Annotated in this window: 14 protein-coding genes; 2 read left to right on the top strand and 12 right to left on the bottom strand. The window is 54.6% G+C overall.

What is annotated here, in order from left to right:
* Positions 1–2: 2 nt before the first annotated feature.
* The 10 genes from csx19 to B5E62_RS08770 all read right to left on the bottom strand — a co-directional run bounded on the left by csx19 (position 3) and on the right by B5E62_RS08770 (position 13,031).
* Positions 3–566, bottom strand: coding sequence for a type III-D CRISPR-associated protein Csx19 (gene csx19, locus B5E62_RS08815; RefSeq protein WP_087174229.1), 564 nt, complete (start codon positions 564–566; stop codon positions 3–5).
* Positions 567–2,060, bottom strand: coding sequence for an RAMP superfamily CRISPR-associated protein (locus B5E62_RS08810; RefSeq protein WP_087174228.1), 1,494 nt, complete (start codon positions 2,058–2,060; stop codon positions 567–569). It lies immediately after the preceding gene.
* A complete protein-coding gene (locus B5E62_RS08805; RefSeq protein ID WP_087174227.1) occupies positions 2,044–4,311 on the bottom strand; it encodes an RAMP superfamily CRISPR-associated protein in 2,268 nt (755 codons plus the stop codon). The genes B5E62_RS08810 and B5E62_RS08805 overlap by 17 nt, the downstream gene beginning before the upstream one ends.
* Positions 4,292–5,941 (bottom strand): Cas10/Cmr2 second palm domain-containing protein, encoded by a 1,650-nt coding sequence (locus B5E62_RS08800; protein WP_087174226.1) that lies wholly within the window; start codon positions 5,939–5,941, stop codon positions 4,292–4,294. Before B5E62_RS08800 ends, B5E62_RS08805 begins: the two co-directional genes overlap by 20 nt.
* On the bottom strand, positions 5,934–6,887 hold the full coding sequence (gene cas6, locus B5E62_RS08795; RefSeq protein ID WP_087174225.1) for a CRISPR system precrRNA processing endoribonuclease RAMP protein Cas6: 954 nt from the start codon (positions 6,885–6,887) through the stop codon (positions 5,934–5,936). The genes B5E62_RS08800 and cas6 overlap by 8 nt, the downstream gene beginning before the upstream one ends.
* Positions 6,888–6,909: 22 nt before the next feature.
* Entirely contained in the window at positions 6,910–7,326 is a 417-nt protein-coding gene (locus B5E62_RS08790) for a hypothetical protein (protein WP_087174224.1), read from the bottom strand.
* Positions 7,327–7,541: 215 nt separating this feature from the next.
* Positions 7,542–8,843, bottom strand: coding sequence for an SLC13 family permease (locus tag B5E62_RS08785; RefSeq protein ID WP_087174223.1), 1,302 nt, complete (start codon positions 8,841–8,843; stop codon positions 7,542–7,544).
* Positions 8,844–8,861: 18 nt separating this feature from the next.
* Positions 8,862–9,788, bottom strand: coding sequence for an alpha/beta hydrolase (locus tag B5E62_RS08780; protein ID WP_087174222.1), 927 nt, complete (start codon positions 9,786–9,788; stop codon positions 8,862–8,864).
* Between the two features lie 261 nt (positions 9,789–10,049).
* A complete protein-coding gene (locus B5E62_RS08775; RefSeq protein ID WP_087174221.1) occupies positions 10,050–10,862 on the bottom strand; it encodes a helix-turn-helix domain-containing protein in 813 nt (270 codons plus the stop codon).
* A gap of 12 nt (positions 10,863–10,874) precedes the next feature.
* The gene (locus B5E62_RS08770) at positions 10,875–13,031 is read right to left on the bottom strand and encodes a Tex family protein (protein ID WP_087174220.1); all 2,157 of its coding nucleotides are present in this window, start codon (positions 13,029–13,031) and stop codon (positions 10,875–10,877) included.
* Positions 13,032–13,251: 220 nt separating this feature from the next.
* Between B5E62_RS08770 and B5E62_RS08765 the strand changes: the two genes are divergently transcribed.
* Together B5E62_RS08765 and B5E62_RS08760 are read left to right on the top strand one after the other, a co-directional pair.
* Positions 13,252–13,851 (top strand): TetR/AcrR family transcriptional regulator, encoded by a 600-nt coding sequence (locus tag B5E62_RS08765; RefSeq protein WP_087174219.1) that lies wholly within the window; start codon positions 13,252–13,254, stop codon positions 13,849–13,851.
* A gap of 86 nt (positions 13,852–13,937) precedes the next feature.
* Positions 13,938–14,405 carry a GNAT family N-acetyltransferase gene (locus B5E62_RS08760; protein WP_087174218.1) on the top strand — a complete coding sequence of 156 codons (468 nt, stop codon included), beginning with the start codon at positions 13,938–13,940 and terminating at the stop codon, positions 14,403–14,405.
* A 92-nt stretch (positions 14,406–14,497) separates the two neighbouring features.
* Here the strand turns inward: B5E62_RS08760 and B5E62_RS08755 are convergent, their stop codons facing one another.
* Positions 14,498–16,894, bottom strand: a complete 2,397-nt coding sequence (locus B5E62_RS08755; protein ID WP_087174217.1) for a ribonucleoside triphosphate reductase — start codon at positions 16,892–16,894, stop codon at positions 14,498–14,500.
* Between the two features lie 173 nt (positions 16,895–17,067).
* Positions 17,068–17,757, bottom strand: a complete 690-nt coding sequence (locus B5E62_RS08750; protein WP_087174216.1) for an anaerobic ribonucleoside-triphosphate reductase activating protein — start codon at positions 17,755–17,757, stop codon at positions 17,068–17,070.
* Positions 17,758–17,868 lie beyond the last annotated feature (111 nt).

Here is a 17,868-nt window from a genome sequence, read left to right as displayed (position 1 = left end):
TGTTACACCTCCCTGTCGTCCTTCCATTCGCCAAATCCGGCCAGCCGCCAGTCCTCCACGTACAGCTCACCGGTGTCCGGATCCTCCCCGAGATAATTTCTTATCCGTATCTTTGCGTCAGTCCCCGCTTCTATGGGCAGAGGATATTTGCCTCCGCCTGTGGCATAGACACAGCCAGCCTCAAGCGCTCCGCTTTTCCTCGCATCCTCTGTTCTTTGCGTGTCAATATCCAGATACTGGGACTCATCCCAGTGATGAAGCCTGTCTTTTTCTGTCTCCTCGCCGTCCCGCCTCTTGCGGAAGCGGAACGGTCTGTCTATGCCTGTGCGGAACCACTTTGCCTCGCTTTTTTCGTCAAAGATCCGGATCTCCAGTCCACTGTCAAAAAGCTCCTTTCTGTCAAAGGACTCTCTTTGGGCCTCACAGAAGCCGATTTCCTCGGTTGTCATGACAAATATATACCTTGTACCGGCCGCGGCGTCCTGTCCCGCAAGCACTTTGCTGTCGAAATCAGCACAGAACATCTCCTCGTCGCCCGGGCCGTATTTCTTTATCTCCACGCTCATTTACCTTTCCTCCTCCCCTGCTATCGCCTTCACAAGCTCGGCGAAGACTTCCTCTGGCTCCGGGCTCTGTCCGGCCTTTCTGTCCAAGATCAGCTTTTCATCCACAGCGATCTGCTCCACGCGGAACATTCCTCTTCCCACTGCTGTCAGTCCGCCGACTGCCATATAGCCGGCGTCCAGATCCAGAACTGCGGCGGACAGCACCCTGGCCAGATGTCTTCTGTCTTGTTCCTCGACCTTTCCCTCTCCCCTGTCACTGAAATCACAGGTGATGGTCAGCTCCGTCTCCCCGTTGTAATATGTCTTTTCTGAGTAAAGCGCTCCCTCTACGGTTCCTCCGGTAAACCGGTCAATGGCATTTCGGGTATACGCAACCCATTTGCCCCCGGTGATCCGGCTCTCTGAAAATCCGATCCGGCTCTTGCCGCTCTTTTCCTGCCGCTGTCCCCTGGCCTTGCCAAAGAACAGCTCCGCAGACGGCTGTCCCTTCCCGAACCCGGGATCCAGCCGTCCCATCTGGGCGCGGAAGGCTCCCGCCCAGGATGTGCCGGGAACAACCGGCGTCCCCTCTGCTCCATTCTCACGCTCTTCACCGGAGACCGGTCTGGTCGTGAGCTGCCGGTAATCCTCCTCGTCCACATTCGTTGTATACTGGCGTATCGAAATTCCGCCCCGCTGGGCAAGACGCAGCCTGACTGTGCGCTTCTCCTCCTCTGCCAGAAAAATCTTCATGGCAAGGCAGGCGCCTTTTATCCTGTCATATTCCGGGGAGGATGGCTCCGCCGCACCAAGACAGCTGTCGTCGCAATCCACCGCTGTGCAGCCGCCTTCCCATTCATCCGCATACATGTCAAAGGCAAGCCAGTCCTCCAGCTGCTCCGCATTGTCAAGCTCATACATCGCCGACTCCGCCCTGATGCCCTTTGTGTGTCCGTAGCCTCTCTCTGTCTTTGCGCCGACGGCAATCCGTCCCCGCATCCAGGCATGGGCGATCTCATTGATCACATACTGCTGATCCGGGCTGTCCATATTCTGTTCGATATATGTGACGAACCTTACGCCCGGCTCCAGAACCTCAAAATCAAACTTTGCCCCCGGGATGGCCGTCTTATATTCATCCAGCGCGACCATATCTCTCTTTGCTGTTTCTTTTCCATATTTTGTCTGCGAAGGCATCTCCATCTGAGCATCGTATACGACAATCCTGCTCTCTGTCAGCACGTTTTTCCCTCCGGCGGAAGACTCCTCTATCTTCTCAGATGTGAGCTCCGCTCCGAAATAGAGTCCGTCAGTCGGGGATGAGAACAGACTCCTGTATATCCCCGCCAGCGAGCTCCCCGGAATATAGGGAACTCCCCTGCTGTCTCTGACGATATCCCGGTCTGTCACATAGCTTTCCCCGTTTCCCACAGTCAGGGGAGAGGTCAGCTCAAAGGTGATCCTGTAATATTTTTTTATCAGCTTTTTCTTGTTCCAATCATCTCTCTGTCCCATGGCTGCCCTCCTTCTGCTTCAGACTGTATTTTTCCTGCACAAATGCTGCCATGAGATAGGTGCTCCACAGCCTGTACATTTCTTTGTCAAACGCATCCTCCGAATGTCCGTCCCTGAGGAGGCCGTCATACAGCTCTCTTAAATCCTCCACATACTCTGCATATTTCAGGCCGCCTTCGTAGCCCTCCGGGCCGCAGATCCACTCCCGCAGGGCGCCATCTGCCTTATCTCTCGGATCAGTGGATTTGATAGAGGAGATCCGCCGGGAGAAATCCTCATACTGACCCCGGGGATCATCCGGGCAGGCATTGACACTCTCCGAGAGCATCAGCATGATCCTCCCAAGAGCCGCCGGGTTGGCAAGCTCCAGTCTCTTCTGGGACGCCTGGAGCAGCAGCCGCTCCCTGGCCTCTTCGACAATGATCCGTCGGAAAAGCTCGGCGGCTCGCTCCGGCGGCTCTGCTGCCGTTCTCTCCTCTTCCTCCGAGAGCTCCACGCGGCAGTCCCCGGCATTGTTGTCCACAATACGCAGCCTTCCGAAGCCCTCTCCGTTATTTTCCCCTGTCCACAGGGCGTCCTCTTCTACAGACAGCTCCTCCTCCAGCTCAAACTCAAAGGTACTTCCCGCCTTCACGACCGGCACGGCCGGCCTTTGCAGATTCCATTTGGAATAGTAGCCGGAGAGAAGCCCTGTCTCGATCTCCGCATAGATCTCTTCGTCTGTCTCTGTGCAGGCTTTCTCTTTCACGCCAAGGCTCTCTTTTATCTGTTCCCTGACCTCATCACACCTGACTGTATAGCCGTATGGGCCGGTAAAGATCGCATCGCTCTCCAGCACCGCCAGGATCCGGTTCCCGCCCTTATATGTCCTCTTCTCTCCCTTTGCCCTCAGGATCACAGGCCTGTCTGCCAGCACACAGGTCCCGTACTGGGCGCTTTTTGACTTGCCAAATCGAAGCGTGCTTCCCTCCAGAAGCTCTGCCAGAAGCCTGATATACCTTCCGCTGCCTCTGATCTCACCTGCAAATAGCTGGCCTGCCCGGAGCACCTCGGCTGTATAGAGCAGATTGCCGTCTGAAGACCTCTGTTTTTTTGACTTCTTTGTATGGTGATACACGATATCAGTGTCCGGCTCCTTTACAAGGATCTTCGCCGCTCCCTGCCCCGTTTCCTTAAGGCAGATAAATTTCCCCTTCAGCCTCTTAGGCTGATTTCCATTGCCTGAGGCACAGGCCGCTTCCACCCCAAGGCGGTCTGCCTCCTCCTCTGTGCGGGGGATTTTCTTGCTGACATTTACATATCTTTTTGTCTTCTTCAGCTGGTTTATGTATGAGGGAGCCGGATAATAAATGTCCGCTTTCTCTCCCTGCGGCTTTCCGGCAGGATAAAGTCCGCCAAACTTCACTTTACTCCTCAGGAAAATATCTCTGAACTCCTCATCCTCCGCGCTTTTCCCATCCAGGCGCAGGTAGGCGCCTGCAAAAAAACCGAGAACGCTGCGCCCGCTGATATATTTCTCAGTTTTCAGATCACTTGCCGCGCTCATGGCCAGGGGGGCCGTATTTCTGACGCAGTATTTCAGGATGTAGTCTCCATCTTCCTCTACGTTCACAGGACCTGCGCCCGCAGCAGAGCTGCCTTCACAGGGCAGAAGCCTGCAGCTTACGCTTCCCAGCCCTCTGTTTCTGTTCATTCCTATGTGGCGAAGCGCCTTCGCGATCCTCTCCATCGGCTGCAGCCACTGCTCCTCCCGGCCCTCCGGCAGCGTCACTCTGGCATAAAACCGCATCTCCTTGTCCCGATCTGACGGTGAATAATGGTTGACTGTACGGATATACCGAAGGGATCCATCCTTCGCAACGCCGTTCTTCTCAATCCTTGTCTGCGCTTTTACTGTCGTAAACTGCGCCAGTATGCTCTGGGGCGTGATATACCTCCGGTATTTTTCTTCCAGCATTTCATAATCTCTGCGCAGCTCTCCGTAATTCTCTATATATGCGTTGTCAATATGAATGCCTTTGACAGCATCTTCCCCTGGGTTTCCGAAAAGCTCTCCTGTTTCACGGCTCTTTAGCCCGATCAGCTCCGCCGCCTCTCTGAGGCATCCCTTCAGCCGTCTTGCCGCAATGTACGGAAACCCATATGCGTCATAGCAGACATCGCTGTCGATAATCCCGGCATAGGCGTAGCCGGACCCGGCACACAGGTCTGATTTCAATGTGATAACCAGCTCATACTCTCTGCCGCTCATCCTGTTCTCCCCCTTCTTTCGTACTTTCTTTTACGTTCGTATCATCAAACCACAGGTCGTAGACAAGCACCATGTCATAGATCAGCTTCCGCTGCATCTCATCGTCCAGCCTTCCCCCCAGCGTGAAATCAATCTGCTTCTCCTGCTGGTGAGCCCGGATCCTTTCCACCTCAGACTTGAACTCTGCCCGGCTCCTCTTTGCGCTCAGAGCCAGATTTTTTATATTGCTTCTCCCTGCCCGGCTCAGCATCTCACGCATCATCTCAACGATCCTGCTGGAAACACAGACTCCTTTTACAGGGAAGTCGTCCGTTATCTCCCTGCCATCCTCATAACAGTTTACAAACCAGGGCCTGCTGCTCTGCTCCGTGTCTTCCGCGCGCCGGATCTCCTCCAGAGAGGTTCCGAAGGCGCCCTGGCAGTAGTGGAAATCGATCAGGGACGCGTTCTCAATCCCCTCCGCTTTCATCAGCTTCTTGCCCGACTCACAGCACTCCTCCGCGATCCTGTAGGCCTCACGGAAGGGCGCATGGCTGTGGAAGATCGCAATTCCGGCGCAGGAGGTTCTGGGCTGTCCCTCAGGCGCCTCCTCTGCCAGCCTTGTCAGGTATTCCACCGCCACGTCATATGCGTTTCTCGCATTGCAGATAAAGGTCACCTCGTCCCCGGCATAGACTACGAACCGCCTTCTCCCGTTCTCCTTCTGCTCCAGAAGAGCGTCCACATCCTGGATCCGCCTGTCAATATAGTGCTCCTGGATCTCATCCGAGAATTTCCTGAGAGCCCTTACGCAGGAGACATAGGATCGGTCCTCCTCGCCGTCCGCTGTCCGGAGTTGCTTCAGACAGCTCTCCACCCGGGCTCCCATGCTGTTGCCGTCTATATAGACGACCGCCAGGAGACTCTCCTCCCCTTTCTCTGTTATCAGCTTGTCCAGTATCTCGCTTCCCTCCATCTGGATCTGTATCTCATAGCTTCTGGAATCCTTTTTGACCTTCTCGTATTTTTCATATTTCTTCTTGCTCTCATAGCTTACCTTTTCCATGCGCTCTCCGATCCTCTGGAGAGCCTCCAGGGGCATGGATGTCCCGTAATCCGTCTGGACGACGGGCAGCGTATTCACCGGACCTGTCATACTCTCCCTCTGCTCTCTTCTTCTGTGCTTTTCGTACAGGCTCCTCTGATCATACCGGTAATCGTCAAAGTGGACTTCATCAATACAGGTAGTCAGAACTCGCAGAGAATAGGTTCCATCCAGAAGCCTGTGATAGAAGCGCCTGTTCACCTCCCGGTAAATCTCCCTGTCTCTGTACAGTACAAAGAAATTGCCGCCCCCGTCATAGATCACTTCCCCGATGTAGCCTCGGCGGATGCGGTCCGCAAAATTCTCAGGGGTAAATTCTGCCGGCTCCCCGGTATCCCCCGTCCTTCTGTAGCTGAATATCCCTTTTCCCTGGCCGCTTCCCAGCTCTTCCTCAGACGCCTCCCTGGCCGCCGGGAAAAGGAAGTCGTCAAAGCAGTCCTTAATAATATAGGATCCCCCGACAATCTCCTTGATCCTGCTGCTCCTGTAAATGTAATCCTGTTTTCCCCGAATGTCATACATTGCAAGGATATAGCTGTTACTCATGTCCTCTGTGCTCCTTTCCCTCTCTGCTGATCGTATATTTTCCAAATCCAAAGCTCGTATTTCTTCCAATGTGGGTCAGCTCGCCGGCGATCAGATAGTCCAGACATTCCTCCGGCATATCACGGAATGACACTGCTCCGACAATCCCCCGCAGCGTCATATGCATGTCCTTTGTGGCGGAGTAGCGCTTCACCGTCTCCCAGGCAGCTGTCTGCCCCACAATGTCCGGATAATGTGGAAGCTCCGGCACGGCTGCCTCTGTCCCCATATAGAAGTCAAGCATCTGCACTCTTCTGGCCGCTCCCTTTACCAGCGCTTCGCTGTAAAAGCAGCTCATATATTCCTGCTGATATTTCATACTCAGCGGCGTTGTGAACGTCAGCCACCATTCTCCGTCACCGCCCAGCAGCTCTTTCCTTCTGTCTCTGATATAATCGCTGATTTTCCCTACCCGGTAGTGGCTCATATCGACCTCATTCTCCTTTACGACCAGCTCTCCCTGGGTATTGCGCACCTCTTTGATATGGAAACGGGCCTTTTCTCTTCCCAGTCCGGTCATGCCAAGCTGACAGAAGGCCTGCAGATATATGTTAAAGAAGACAATGCTCTCTCCAAACAGGACCAGGTCGAATACAAAACAGCTGCCCCTCCTGAATTTCGTGCGGTTATCTGTACACTCGATCAGATACCCCACGCTTTCCGGCCCTGTCACATAGGCCGGCTTTTTTTCCATATAAGAATAAAAGGTGTGCCCTACGACACAGGCTTTGCTGAATTGGCAGTCCTCGCATTTTCTGTCCATCACGCAATTCTGTCTGAGGAGCATCTCCCCCATTCCGCCCCGCAGAGCCGCCGTCTTGGCTGCGGGCATACCTGTGTCAGCCAGGATTTCCGACCGAAAGCGAAGCCTGATATATGGTATATCAAATGATATCTTTTGTTCCATTGCGGTTCCTCCCCGGGATCTGTCAGTACCTTCTGAATCTTTCAAAGCAAAAGAGCACCTCCTTTCGCGTGCTTCCGTCCGGATTCACAGTCTCCACAGCCTTCCGACTGCTGCAGGCCGCAAAAACAGGAACTCCTCTCTCCTTCAGCCTGCTGACAATGGCGTAGGAGAGGGTGAATTCCCCCTGACACATGACTGCCGCCACATTGTACTGACAGATTTTCCTGCATATATTCTCAGCCTCTTCGCCTATCCTCTCCTCCGGCCATGCCGGATCCACCTCCGGGAACGGAACATCTACAATTTCCCCGTATTTTTCCGCCTCTTCCCTCTGCCTTTCTCCCCATCCCTCTGAAGGATGATTAGAGCAGTTGATAAAAACCACTGCCCCGTCCCGGCAATACTCTCCTGTCTTTTTCCGCTGCTGGATTCCGCTCATTTTCCCTCCCTCTGGTTTTTCTGTATTTCACCATAAGCTGTATTGTAAATATTATACAATCCATAACCTGTTCTTTCCAGTATAATTGTCACTTTTTATAATCTGACTGCCATTTTTGTTCAACAAAAAGATCCACGGCGCTCCCAGACGGAGCCCCGTGGATCTTCACAGGCCTTATGATATTCATTGTAAAACTGTATCTTACGCATTTTCTGCTACAGCTGCAGCACCCCGAAGATCACCGCTGTCAGCACGACAACTGCGTTGGTCACGGTCTGGATGGGCACAGCCTTTTTACAGTAGTGCTGCACATCCGTCTCCGTCAGCGCACATCCCGTGTATGTGGATGAGTTGGTCGGCGTGGAGCTGGTAGCCAGTGACAGGTTGCAGACAAAGGGTGCGATGACTGCCACGGCCGGAATGCCAAATCCTGCCCCGATGGAAATGAAGATCGGGTACAGTGCATTGAAGATCTGGAAGGGGATCACGTAGATGATCACAACGCACAGAAGCAGCAGGATGATATGGATGTAGCGGAGCAGGAACTCGGGGCAGAACTGCATGAGAGCGTCCGAGATGGCTCCCACCATACCGGTGTTGTTGAACACGGCCTGATACACGTTGATGGCGATCAGCATGACAAGGATGTTCAGATACATGGGGCCCACCTTGGCAAAAATCTCGCCGAAATTCTTCGGGTAGTTGAGCATGGCGGTCACAACCGTTGCCACGATAAACACGAAGTAGGGGTCAACGCCGAACACGCCCAGGGCTGCCAGCGCGATCACAAAGATAAGCAGATTGACCCAGAAAAGTTTTGGCCGCAGATTAGGATTCCCCTCCTTCTTTTCCTCTGCCGTCTCCACCTCTGCCACAGCCTGGAAGGTGCCTACACGTTTTTTGTGCTTCCATCCAAAGTACACCCACTGGAGGATGATGGCCGGGATGAAGCAAAGGCCCCAGGGCATGGAAGCCGCAGCCAGCTCATTGGCATCCAGTCCTGCAGAGGAAGCCGTGTAGGCCATACCGATGCCCCAGGGGATAAAGCACAGGGCGGACATGGCTGTCTGGGCGATGATGAAGGCCGCCTCCCTGTCAAAGTCGAATTTCTTGTACAGAGGCACAAGGATGGGGAAGGTGATCAGGTAGGCAGGGGTGAAGTTGCCTGTCAGAATACTGAAGCCGCCGATCAGGGAGGTCAGGACCATGATAACGACAACATTCATCTTGTTTCCCAGTTTCGTTGTCACTGCTGTCACGATGGTGTCAAACACGCCGGCTTCCGTCAGCATCTGGAAATAGAGGAAGGCAAACAGGAGCATAAAGCCTGCCGACTGCATCATGGAAGATAGCTGTTCCACGACAAAAGTACTTGTCTCCTCCACGCTGTATCCTAAAATCAGTGCACAGACAACGGGTACGATGAGGAGCACAAAGTTAAATGGAACTTTTTTCGTGATAACCGTAGCCACCACGATCAGGATCAGAACGATAGCCATTAATAAAACCGTATTCATATCTACTGTTCCTCCCCTCTATCTGCTGATATGTTTCCGGATAAATCCGTCTACAATGTCCATATTTTTCTCTGTCCAGAACGCAACGTCTCCGTGAGATGCGTTTTTCACAAGGTAGAATTCCACATCCTTGCCTTCCTCCAGGAATTTTTTGTACAGGCGGATGCTCTGGTTACAGGAAACCATGTCATCGGCTGTGCCGTGCATCATCAGGACAGGAGGGATTGCCCTGTCGGCCTTTACATAGCCTGTCAGGATGACCGGACCTGACAGCTCCGGGTGCTCGTACACATTGTTGCCGCCGATGAGCATGCCCTCCGGGCTGTCCGCCTCTCCCTGATGAGGCGTTGTGGGGAAATCCCCCTTCTGGCAGATGTCGGTCACGCCGTAGAGGTCCACGATGGCCTTCACGCCGCAGGAGACCTCCGGGTAAATCTTCCCGTCCAGGCAGTCCTCATCCGCAGTGAGTCCTGCTGCCAGGGCCGTGTGCCCGCCGCTGGAGTCGCCCATGATCACAATGTTCTCCGGGTCAATGTGGTACTCCTCCGCGTGCATGCGGAGGAAGCGCACGCCTGTCTTGGCATCCTCCACCGGCGCCGGGTAGGAGGCAAGGGCGCTCTCCCTGTACTGGAGGATGGCTGTCACATAGCCCCTCTGGGCCAGCCTTGCCATGACACCCAGCCTTTTATAATTGTCCTGCTTCATCCAGGCAGAGCCCTGCACGTACAGGATGGCCGGGTAGACGTAGCTCTTGTCCGGCTTCATCTCCGGCACGATCATCTGCAGGGTGCGCTGTATGCCGTCCTTCTCCATGTAGCACACATCATGCTTGTAGATGCCGTACACCTCTGTGCCGTCCGCCTCAAGGAAATGCACGTCCTCCATAGTGGGAAGGGCTGCCCTGAAGGTTTCAAGATCCATGCTTTTCACTTCTTCTCGCGTCATTCTTGTCATTCCTTTCACTACATATTTTATTGCCAATCTCTTGATATTGTTAATTTTATAACTATTTCTCGCTTTCAGGTCAATCTCCTTTTCATTCCCGTAATCTATGAATTGTCAATCCCTAAGCCGGATTTCGTTTGTCTTTTCTATTGTTTTGCCGGATTTCCCCCTTCTGTCCGCCTCTTTTCCCACAAAAAAAGCCGCAACCTGAAAGCAGCTTCCAGGTTGCAGCCTGACCTCTCTCACCAGAGAGTCATTCTCCTATTTTTCCTCCAGGGGAATGAATATCTTGAAATAATTCCAGTCGTTCCCCTCCTCATCGCATGTGATCTTAAGCCTGACTCCAAAGGCCTCCTCCGGCGTGCCGGACCGGAACCGGCGGTAATGTCCGTTTATCTCCTCCGCCATGGAGCCGTCCGACACATAGGGTCCGGTAATTTTCAGATAGAAGACAAAGGCCCTGCCGGCAGGGACGTGGCGGTAGCCTGCCCGCCCCTCGATCCAGGCTCTGTCCTTCCCCGGGAAGATCCCCATGCCCCAGGAGTATCCCTTTCTCCCGCCGTTCAGGTAGGTCTTTTCCATATGCACGGTAGTCTTGCTCACCGGCAGGAGGGCGGACAGGTTGAGGCCGTTGGACTCCAGATAGTCTCCGCCGTCATAGTCCAGCTCTTTTGTCTGGGAGCGGAAATAGAAGTCACCGCACTCCTCTATATACCATTTCCCCAGGCGCTCCTCCAGCTCCTTTATCTCTCCCCGGAAAATCTCCAGCCTTCTCTTCTGCTCCGTGAGGCTGCGGATCTCCTCGTCTATCCTTTCCTTCCGCTCAGCCAAAAGCTCCTCCAGCCTCCTGTCGTCCGCCTCCTTGACCAGCTCCTTTGTCTCCTTCAGGGAGAATCCCATATTCCTGTATTTCACGCACTCGTATATATCCGTGCATATCCTCATATCGTAAGACCGATAATTGGAGTGCTCCTTCCGGTTGGAGGAGAGGAGCCCGATCTTCTCGTAATATTTTATCGTGTGGGCGGGAATACCGGTAAATTTTGACAGCGTCCCGATGGTTTTCTCACTCATTGTCTCTTCCTCTTACGAAATCCCCTTCATGGTAAGCTGGATCCGCTTTTTCTTCAGATCCACGCTCATCACTTTCACGTCCACGATATCTCCCACACTCACCACTTCCAGGGGATGTTTGATAAACTTTTTATCCGTGATCTGGGAAATATGCACGAGCCCGTCCTGGTGTACTCCGATATCCACGAACACGCCGAAGTCAATGACATTCCGCACAGTCCCTTTCAGGATCATACCCTCTTTCAGATCTTTCATCTCCAGCACGTCTGTGCGGAGGATAGGCCTTGGCATCTCATCTCTCGGGTCTCTGGCCGGTTTTTCCAGCTCTTTTACGATGTCATGCAGGGTGATCTTCCCGATGCCCAGCTCCTGTGCCAGTTCCTTCTCATTTTTGATGGTAAGGGACAGACCTGCCAGTCTTCCCCGGGATACATCTTCCGGGGTAAATCCCTGCTTCGCAAGAAGTCTCTGCGCCGCCTCGTATGTCTCCGGGTGGACGCTTGTGGCGTCCAGAGGGTTCGTCCCTCCCGTGATCCGCATAAATCCCGCACTCTGCTCAAACGCTTTCGGCCCAAGCCCCCGCACCTTGAGGAGCTGCTTTCTGTCCGTAAATCTTCCATTCTCCTCCCGGTAAGCCACAATGTTCTTTGCGATGGTCCCGCTGATGCCCGATATATAGGAGAGAAGAGGCGCGGAGGCCGTGTTCAGGTCCACTCCCACTCTGTTCACACAGTCCTCCACCACCCCACAGAGAGCGTCGCTCAGCTTCTTCTGGTTCATGTCGTGCTGGTACTGTCCCACGCCGATGGATTTGGGATCGATCTTCACCAGCTCCGCCAGCGGGTCCTGGAGCCTCCTGGCGATGGAGGCCGCGCTCCTCTGCCCCACGTCGAACTTGGGAAACTCCTCGGAGGCCAGCTTGCTGGCCGAGTACACGGAGGCTCCGGCCTCACTGACAATGACGTACTCTACCTTCTGGGGGATTTCCCTCAGGAGCTCCACGATGAACTGCTCCGACTCTCTGGAGGCTGTTCCGTTTCCAAGAGAGATCAGAGAAATGTTGTACTTCGGAATGATCTTTTTCAGCAGGTCCTTGGACGCCTGTATCTTCTGGGCTGTCGTGGGAGCCGTGGGATAGATGACTGTAGTGCCGATGACCTTGCCTGTAGGGTCCACCACCGCCAGCTTGCAGCCGGTCCTAAAGGCCGGGTCCCAGCCGAGCACCGTGCGTCCTGCGATGGGCGGCTGCATGAGGAGCTGCTGCAGGTTCTTTCCAAATACCCGGATAGCTCCGTCCTCCGCACTCTCTGTCAGCTCCCCCCGGATCTCCCTCTCGATAGCCGGGGCGATGAGCCTCTTATAGCTGTCCTCCACGGCCTCCTTAAGCACCGGCGAGGTAAAAGGATCATCCCTGTGTATAGTCTTTTTCTCCAGATACCGGAGGATGTCCTCCTGGGGTGCCTCAATCTTCACAGAGAGGAATTTCTCCTTCTCCCCCCGGTTGAGAGCCAGGACCCGGTGGCCCGCCAGCTTTGTCACCGGCTCCTCAAAGTCGTAGTACATCTCGTACACAGACTCCGCCTCCTCATTCTTTGCCCTGGAAACCAGTTTCCCCTTCTGCCTTGTCAGCTTCCGGATATGGCTTCTGTAGTCCGCATCATCAGAGATATTCTCCGCGATAATGTCTCTCGCTCCGGCGATGGCGTCCTCTGGAGAGGCCACCTCTTTTTCCGGGTCCACATATTTCTCCGCCTCCCGCTCCAGGGGCTCCCTGGCACTCTGCAGACAGATAAACGCCGCCAGGGGCTCCAGCCCTCTCTCCTTGGCTATGATGGCTCTTGTCCTCCTCTTGGGACGGTAAGGGCGGTACAGGTCCTCCACCTCCACCATGGTCTGGGCTAAGAGGATCTGCTTTCTCAGCTCCTCTGTCAGCCTGCCCTGCTCTTCTATGGTGGACAGGACCTGCTCCTTCTTCTCCTCCAGTCCTCTCAGATACTGGAGCCGCTCGTGGAGAGTCCGAAGCTGGGCGTCGTCCAGGGTTCCGGTGGCCTCCTTTCTGTATCTGGCGATAAAGGGGATGGTGTTCCCCTCGTCGATCAGCTTTACAGCGGCGTCCACCTGCCATCTCTTCACTCCGAGTTCCTCTGTTATCTTCTGATTAATGTCCATTCTCCTGCTATTCCTCATTTCCTATCCTGAATCAGATCCGCCCGGCCGCATGGCTCCACCGGAGGCCGGCCCGGGCGGGCATGTATAGTCCATTATACCGGAAACGGGGCAGATGCGCAACGAGAGCCGGAATACCGAGTTCACTCTGTTTTCTTGAAACCAGACCGGAAATATGCTATGATACAAAAAAGAACAGTGTCACAAAAGGGGATTTATTAATATGGGAGAAACACAGGAATTATCCAGACAGCAGCAGAAATCAAAGGAGACAAAGGACCGGATCTTCCAGGCTGCAAAGACCATCCTACGCAAGAAGGGCTACGAGGGTCTGTCCATCAAAAATATATGCGAGGAGGCCGGGGTCTCCAACGGCAGCTTTTACCACCACTTTAAGACAAAGGACGACCTTCTGTCCTACTATATCGAGGAACAGCCCAGCGTGGATGCGGACTGCCTGGACCTGCCCGCCAATGCGGAGGAGGCCAAGACAGCCATCATCCACGTCTATCTGAACTATGTGAAATACTGCCGTGAGCTTGGCCTGGATTTTGTCTCCAACTACTACACGCCAAAAAACCAGTCGCTGAACCCGGATATCCGGACCGAGCGTCCCTACCCCATCGTCACCGTGCAGAATTATCTGCAGAGGGCCCTGGATGCGGGGGCGGTCCATCTGAAGTACCCGCTGGAGGAGGTCACGAGCGACATCCGCACCATTGTCATAGGCGTGGTATTTGACTGGTGCCTGAAGATGGGACGGTCCGACTTTGAGGGCAATATGCGCCGTCTTCTCACCACCTACCTGGACGGTCTTTTCTGAGCTTGCTTTCCCCTCTCCCCCATGCTATGATGTGGGCAGAGACCGGCACAGCACACGAGAAGTGCCGGGCAAAGGAGTTATATATTATGCTGATCATCAGAGACATGGAACAAAGAGACGAGACAGTCATCCTGGAGATGATGAAGGACTTCTACAACAGTCCCGCCTGCCTCCACACGATCCCGGAGGAGAACTTCCGGCGCACCCTGTCGGAGGCCGCAGTGGGAAACCCCTGCGTCAAAGTCCTGATCCTGGAGGAGAGGGACGAGGCGGCTCCCAAGACAGAGCCGGCCGCCCTGGGCTACGCTCATTTCACCGTCTCATGGAACAATGAGGCCGGGGGGGATCAGATCTGGTTCGATGAGCTGTATCTGAAGGCCGCCGCCAGAGGAAAGGGCTGCGGGACAAAGGTCTTCCAGTGGATCGAGGAGCACTATCCTGACGTAAAGCGTATCCGTCTGGAGGTCACGAAGGAAAATACCCGGGCCATCTCCCTCTACGAGAGGCTGGGCTACGGGGAGCTCCCCTACTATCAGATGTGCAAAGATTTTTAGGTATCTGCAGAAGATCCGCAGACGCAAGGCTTGGAACAGCCCTGCTGTCTGCGGATCTTTTAATCCACTTTTCAGCTTCTGTACGCACTCTTCTATCCCTCCGCGTACTTCCTGATGTTGGACGCGTTGGTCAGCTTCTCCACTCCGCCTTCTCCTATCACCACCAGAGTGGGAGCGGACATGATATGGTACTTCTTTGCCAGGTCCTTGTGCTCCTGGGCATCCACCACCCGGTACTCTATGTGCGCCTCCTCCAGGGCCTGCTTTGCGATGGCGCAGTTGGGGCAGGTCTTGGTGGTAAAGAGCAGCTTCACGGGAGCTGCCGGCGCTCCAGAATCCTCTCCCGCTGCCGCCTCCTTTTCTTCCGTCCTGTTCTGCGGGGCATCCCCCTGGTCATGGGTATGGGCATGGAAATGGGAATGGTTCAGGTCGTAGACCTTTCTGTCCCTGAACTCCTGAGCCTTTCCATCGTTCCAGTTCTGCACCGGGCGGTAGTAACCGGTGATACGGCTGTACACTTCGGTCTTCCCGCCGCACTCCGGGCAGGTGTAGTGCTCGCCTGCGATGTAGCCGTGGTCCTTGCAGATAGAGTAGGTGGGAGACAGTGTATAGTAGGGGAGCTTGTAGTTCTCCGCGATCTTTCTCACCAGGGCCGCCGCCGACTTCCAGGAGGGCAGCTTCTCTCCCAGGAAGGCGTGGAAGACGGTTCCCGAGGTGTACAGCGTCTGCAGCTCGTCCTGGATGTCCAGGGCATCAAAGATATCCTCCGTGTATCCCACCGGCAGATGGGAGCTGTTGGTGTAGTAAGGAGTCCCGTCCCCCTCCGCCGCTGTGATGATGTCCGGGAACTGCTCCACATCATGCTTGGCAAACCGGTAGGCCGTGGACTCCGCCGGGGTGGCCTCCAGGTTGTAGAGATCTCCGTACTCCTCCTGGTAGCCGGAGAGGCGCTCCCGCATGTGGTTCAGCACTCGCTTGGAAAATTCCTGGGTCTCCGGACAGGTCATGTCTTTTCCTATCCATTTTGCGTTCAGCCCCGCCTCGTTCATGCCCACAAGGCCGATGGTGGAGAAATGATTCTCAAAGCTCCCCAGATATCTCCTGGTGTAGGGATAGAGCCCGCCCTCCAGCAGCTTTGTGATAACGGTCCTCTTCACGTGGAGGGACCTGGCGGAGATGTCCATCAGATGGTCCAACCGCTCCATGAACTCCTCCTCGTTCGCCGACTGATAGGCAAGCCGGGGCATGTTGATGGTGACCACGCCCACGGAGCCCGTGCTCTCCCCGCTCCCGAAGAAGCCGCCGGATTTCTTGCGCAGCTCCCGCAGGTCCAGGCGCAGACGGCAGCACATGCTGCGCACGTCGCTTGGCTCCATATCGCTGTTGATGTAGTTGGAGAAATAAGGCGTTCCGTACTTGGACGTCATCTCAAAGAGGAGCCGGTTGTTCTCTGTGTCGGACCAGTCAAAATCACTGGTGATGGAGTAGGTGGGGATGGGGTACTGGAAGCCACGCCCGTGGGCGTCCCCCTCGATCATGATCTCGATGAACGCCTTGTTGATCATGTCCATCTCCTCTTTGCAGTCCCCGTAGGTGAAATCCATCTCCCTGCCGCCCACGATGGCCGGCAGGTCCGCCAGGTCGTCGGGCACGGTCCAGTCCAGGGTGATATTGGAAAAAGGCGCCTGGGTCCCCCAGCGGGAAGGCGTATTGACGCCGTAGATGAAGGACTCTATGCACTTCTTCACACCCTCGTAGTCCAGGTGGTCGGTCTTCACAAAGGGGGCAAGGTAGGTGTCAAAGGAGGAAAATGCCTGGGCTCCGGCCCACTCGTTCTGCATGATGCCCAGGAAATTCACCATCTGGTTGCACAGCACGCTTAAGTGCTTTGCGGGAGAGGAGGAAATCTTTCCCGGGATCCCCCCAAGTCCCTCCTGGATCAGCTGCTTCAAGGACCAGCCCGCGCAGTAGCCGGTCAGCATGGACAGGTCGTGGATGTGGATGTCCGCATTCCTGTGGGCCTGCCCTATCTCTTCATCGTAAATCTCCGAAAGCCAGTAGTTGGCTGTGATGGCCCCCGAGTTGCTGAGGATGAGTCCCCCCACGGAGTAGGTGACCGTTGAGTTCTCCTTTACCCTCCAGTCATTGATATTGACATAGTTATCCACGATCTCTTTGTAGTTCAGCATGGTGGAATTCAGATTGCGTATCTTCTCCCGGTTCTTCCGGTAGAGGATGTAGGCCTTGGCCACGTCCGCATAGCCCGCCTGGACAAGCACCCGCTCCACACTGTCCTGGATCTCCTCCACCTGGACAAGGTCCTCTCTTATCTTCGGCTCAAAATCCGCCGTCACCTTCAGCGACATCATGTCGATGATGGTGGGATGATACTGCTTCTGCTGCGCCTCAAAGGCCTTTGTGATGGCCGCGCTGATCTTGGCTATGTCAAAGTCCGCGATCTGGCCGTCTCTTTTTACTACCTGGTACATGTGACAACCTCCCCTTTTTATCTGTTTGCTCCTTGGCTTTTGCTCATTTTTGCGTTCGTACTCCTTTATGATAGCATCACATCACAGCGCAGTCAACAAAAATAACAATATATTGTGTGCCGTTTTTTCAATCGCACACAATATATTGTTATTATGTATTCTTTACGTAATTGTCATATTCCCCGGAGCTGTGCGGTTTTCACGTACCTTTTGACGATTTCCAGCGCCTGGAGGAGGATTTTTTTGTCGTAGGCATGGAGGCCGGGCGCAAGCACATGCCCTGAGTCCACAAACTGCTGGAGGAAATACTGGTCCGCCCCCTCGATCCATTTCCCCATAGCCTCAAAATCCGCCCTCTGGTGGAGCTCCCTCACCACCGTGGTGCGGAACTCATAGGGGATATCTCCGCCCATGAGGAGCCGGATGCTCCTGTCGATCCGCTCCACATCACAGAGGGCCTCCCCCACAGTCCGGCCATAGTGCTCCGGTGAATTCTTCAGGTCCATGGCTACATAGTCCAGCAGTCCCTGGTCCGCCAGATACTCCAGGCGGTCCGGCAGGCTTCCGTTGGTGTCCAGCTTCACGCAGTACCCCAGGGAGCGCACCTCCCGGATAAAATCCTCCAGCTCCGGCTGCATGAGGGGCTCGCCCCCGCTTATGCACACCCCGTCCAGTATGCCCTGCCTCTTTTTCAGGAACCGGAAGACCTGCTCCGGGTCCAGCCTTTCCTCCGCCTCTCCCGTCACCAGGTCCCTGTTGTGGCAGAAGGGACACCGAAAATTACATCCCCCGGTAAATATCGTGCACGCCACCTTGCCCGGATAGTCCAGGAGAGTCAGCTTCTGTATGCCGCAAATGACCATGACCTGTCGCCTCCTCATCATATTTATGCATTACTATAGCATATTTTTTTCAATCAAGGAATGACAAAAGGGGGTAACCTGTCTTATAATTGTGCGTATATCATGAAATGA

Source organism: Lachnoclostridium sp. An118 (genome assembly GCF_002160985.1).
GTDB lineage: Bacteria > Bacillota > Clostridia > Lachnospirales > Lachnospiraceae > Claveliimonas > Claveliimonas stercoravium.
Note: the sequence above shows the minus strand (reverse complement) of the source record. Positions and strands in the feature narration are given on the sequence as shown.

Coding starts and splice junctions, on each gene's coding strand:
- B5E62_RS08765 (WP_087174219.1), top strand. CDS start 13,252: ATGGGAGAAACACAGGAATTATCCAGACAGCAGCAGAAATCAAAGGAG.
- csx19 (WP_087174229.1), bottom strand. CDS start 566: ATGAGCGTGGAGATAAAGAAATACGGCCCGGGCGACGAGGAGATGTTC.
- B5E62_RS08790 (WP_087174224.1), bottom strand. CDS start 7,326: ATGAGCGGAATCCAGCAGCGGAAAAAGACAGGAGAGTATTGCCGGGAC.
- B5E62_RS08785 (WP_087174223.1), bottom strand. CDS start 8,843: ATGAATACGGTTTTATTAATGGCTATCGTTCTGATCCTGATCGTGGTG.
- B5E62_RS08750 (WP_087174216.1), bottom strand. CDS start 17,757: ATGGTCATTTGCGGCATACAGAAGCTGACTCTCCTGGACTATCCGGGC.
- cas6 (WP_087174225.1), bottom strand. CDS start 6,887: ATGGAACAAAAGATATCATTTGATATACCATATATCAGGCTTCGCTTT.
- B5E62_RS08800 (WP_087174226.1), bottom strand. CDS start 5,941: ATGAGTAACAGCTATATCCTTGCAATGTATGACATTCGGGGAAAACAG.
- B5E62_RS08775 (WP_087174221.1), bottom strand. CDS start 10,862: ATGAGTGAGAAAACCATCGGGACGCTGTCAAAATTTACCGGTATTCCC.
- B5E62_RS08770 (WP_087174220.1), bottom strand. CDS start 13,031: ATGGACATTAATCAGAAGATAACAGAGGAACTCGGAGTGAAGAGATGG.
- B5E62_RS08755 (WP_087174217.1), bottom strand. CDS start 16,894: ATGTACCAGGTAGTAAAAAGAGACGGCCAGATCGCGGACTTTGACATA.
- B5E62_RS08780 (WP_087174222.1), bottom strand. CDS start 9,788: ATGACGCGAGAAGAAGTGAAAAGCATGGATCTTGAAACCTTCAGGGCA.
- B5E62_RS08760 (WP_087174218.1), top strand. CDS start 13,938: ATGCTGATCATCAGAGACATGGAACAAAGAGACGAGACAGTCATCCTG.
- B5E62_RS08805 (WP_087174227.1), bottom strand. CDS start 4,311: ATGAGCGGCAGAGAGTATGAGCTGGTTATCACATTGAAATCAGACCTG.
- B5E62_RS08810 (WP_087174228.1), bottom strand. CDS start 2,060: ATGGGACAGAGAGATGATTGGAACAAGAAAAAGCTGATAAAAAAATAT.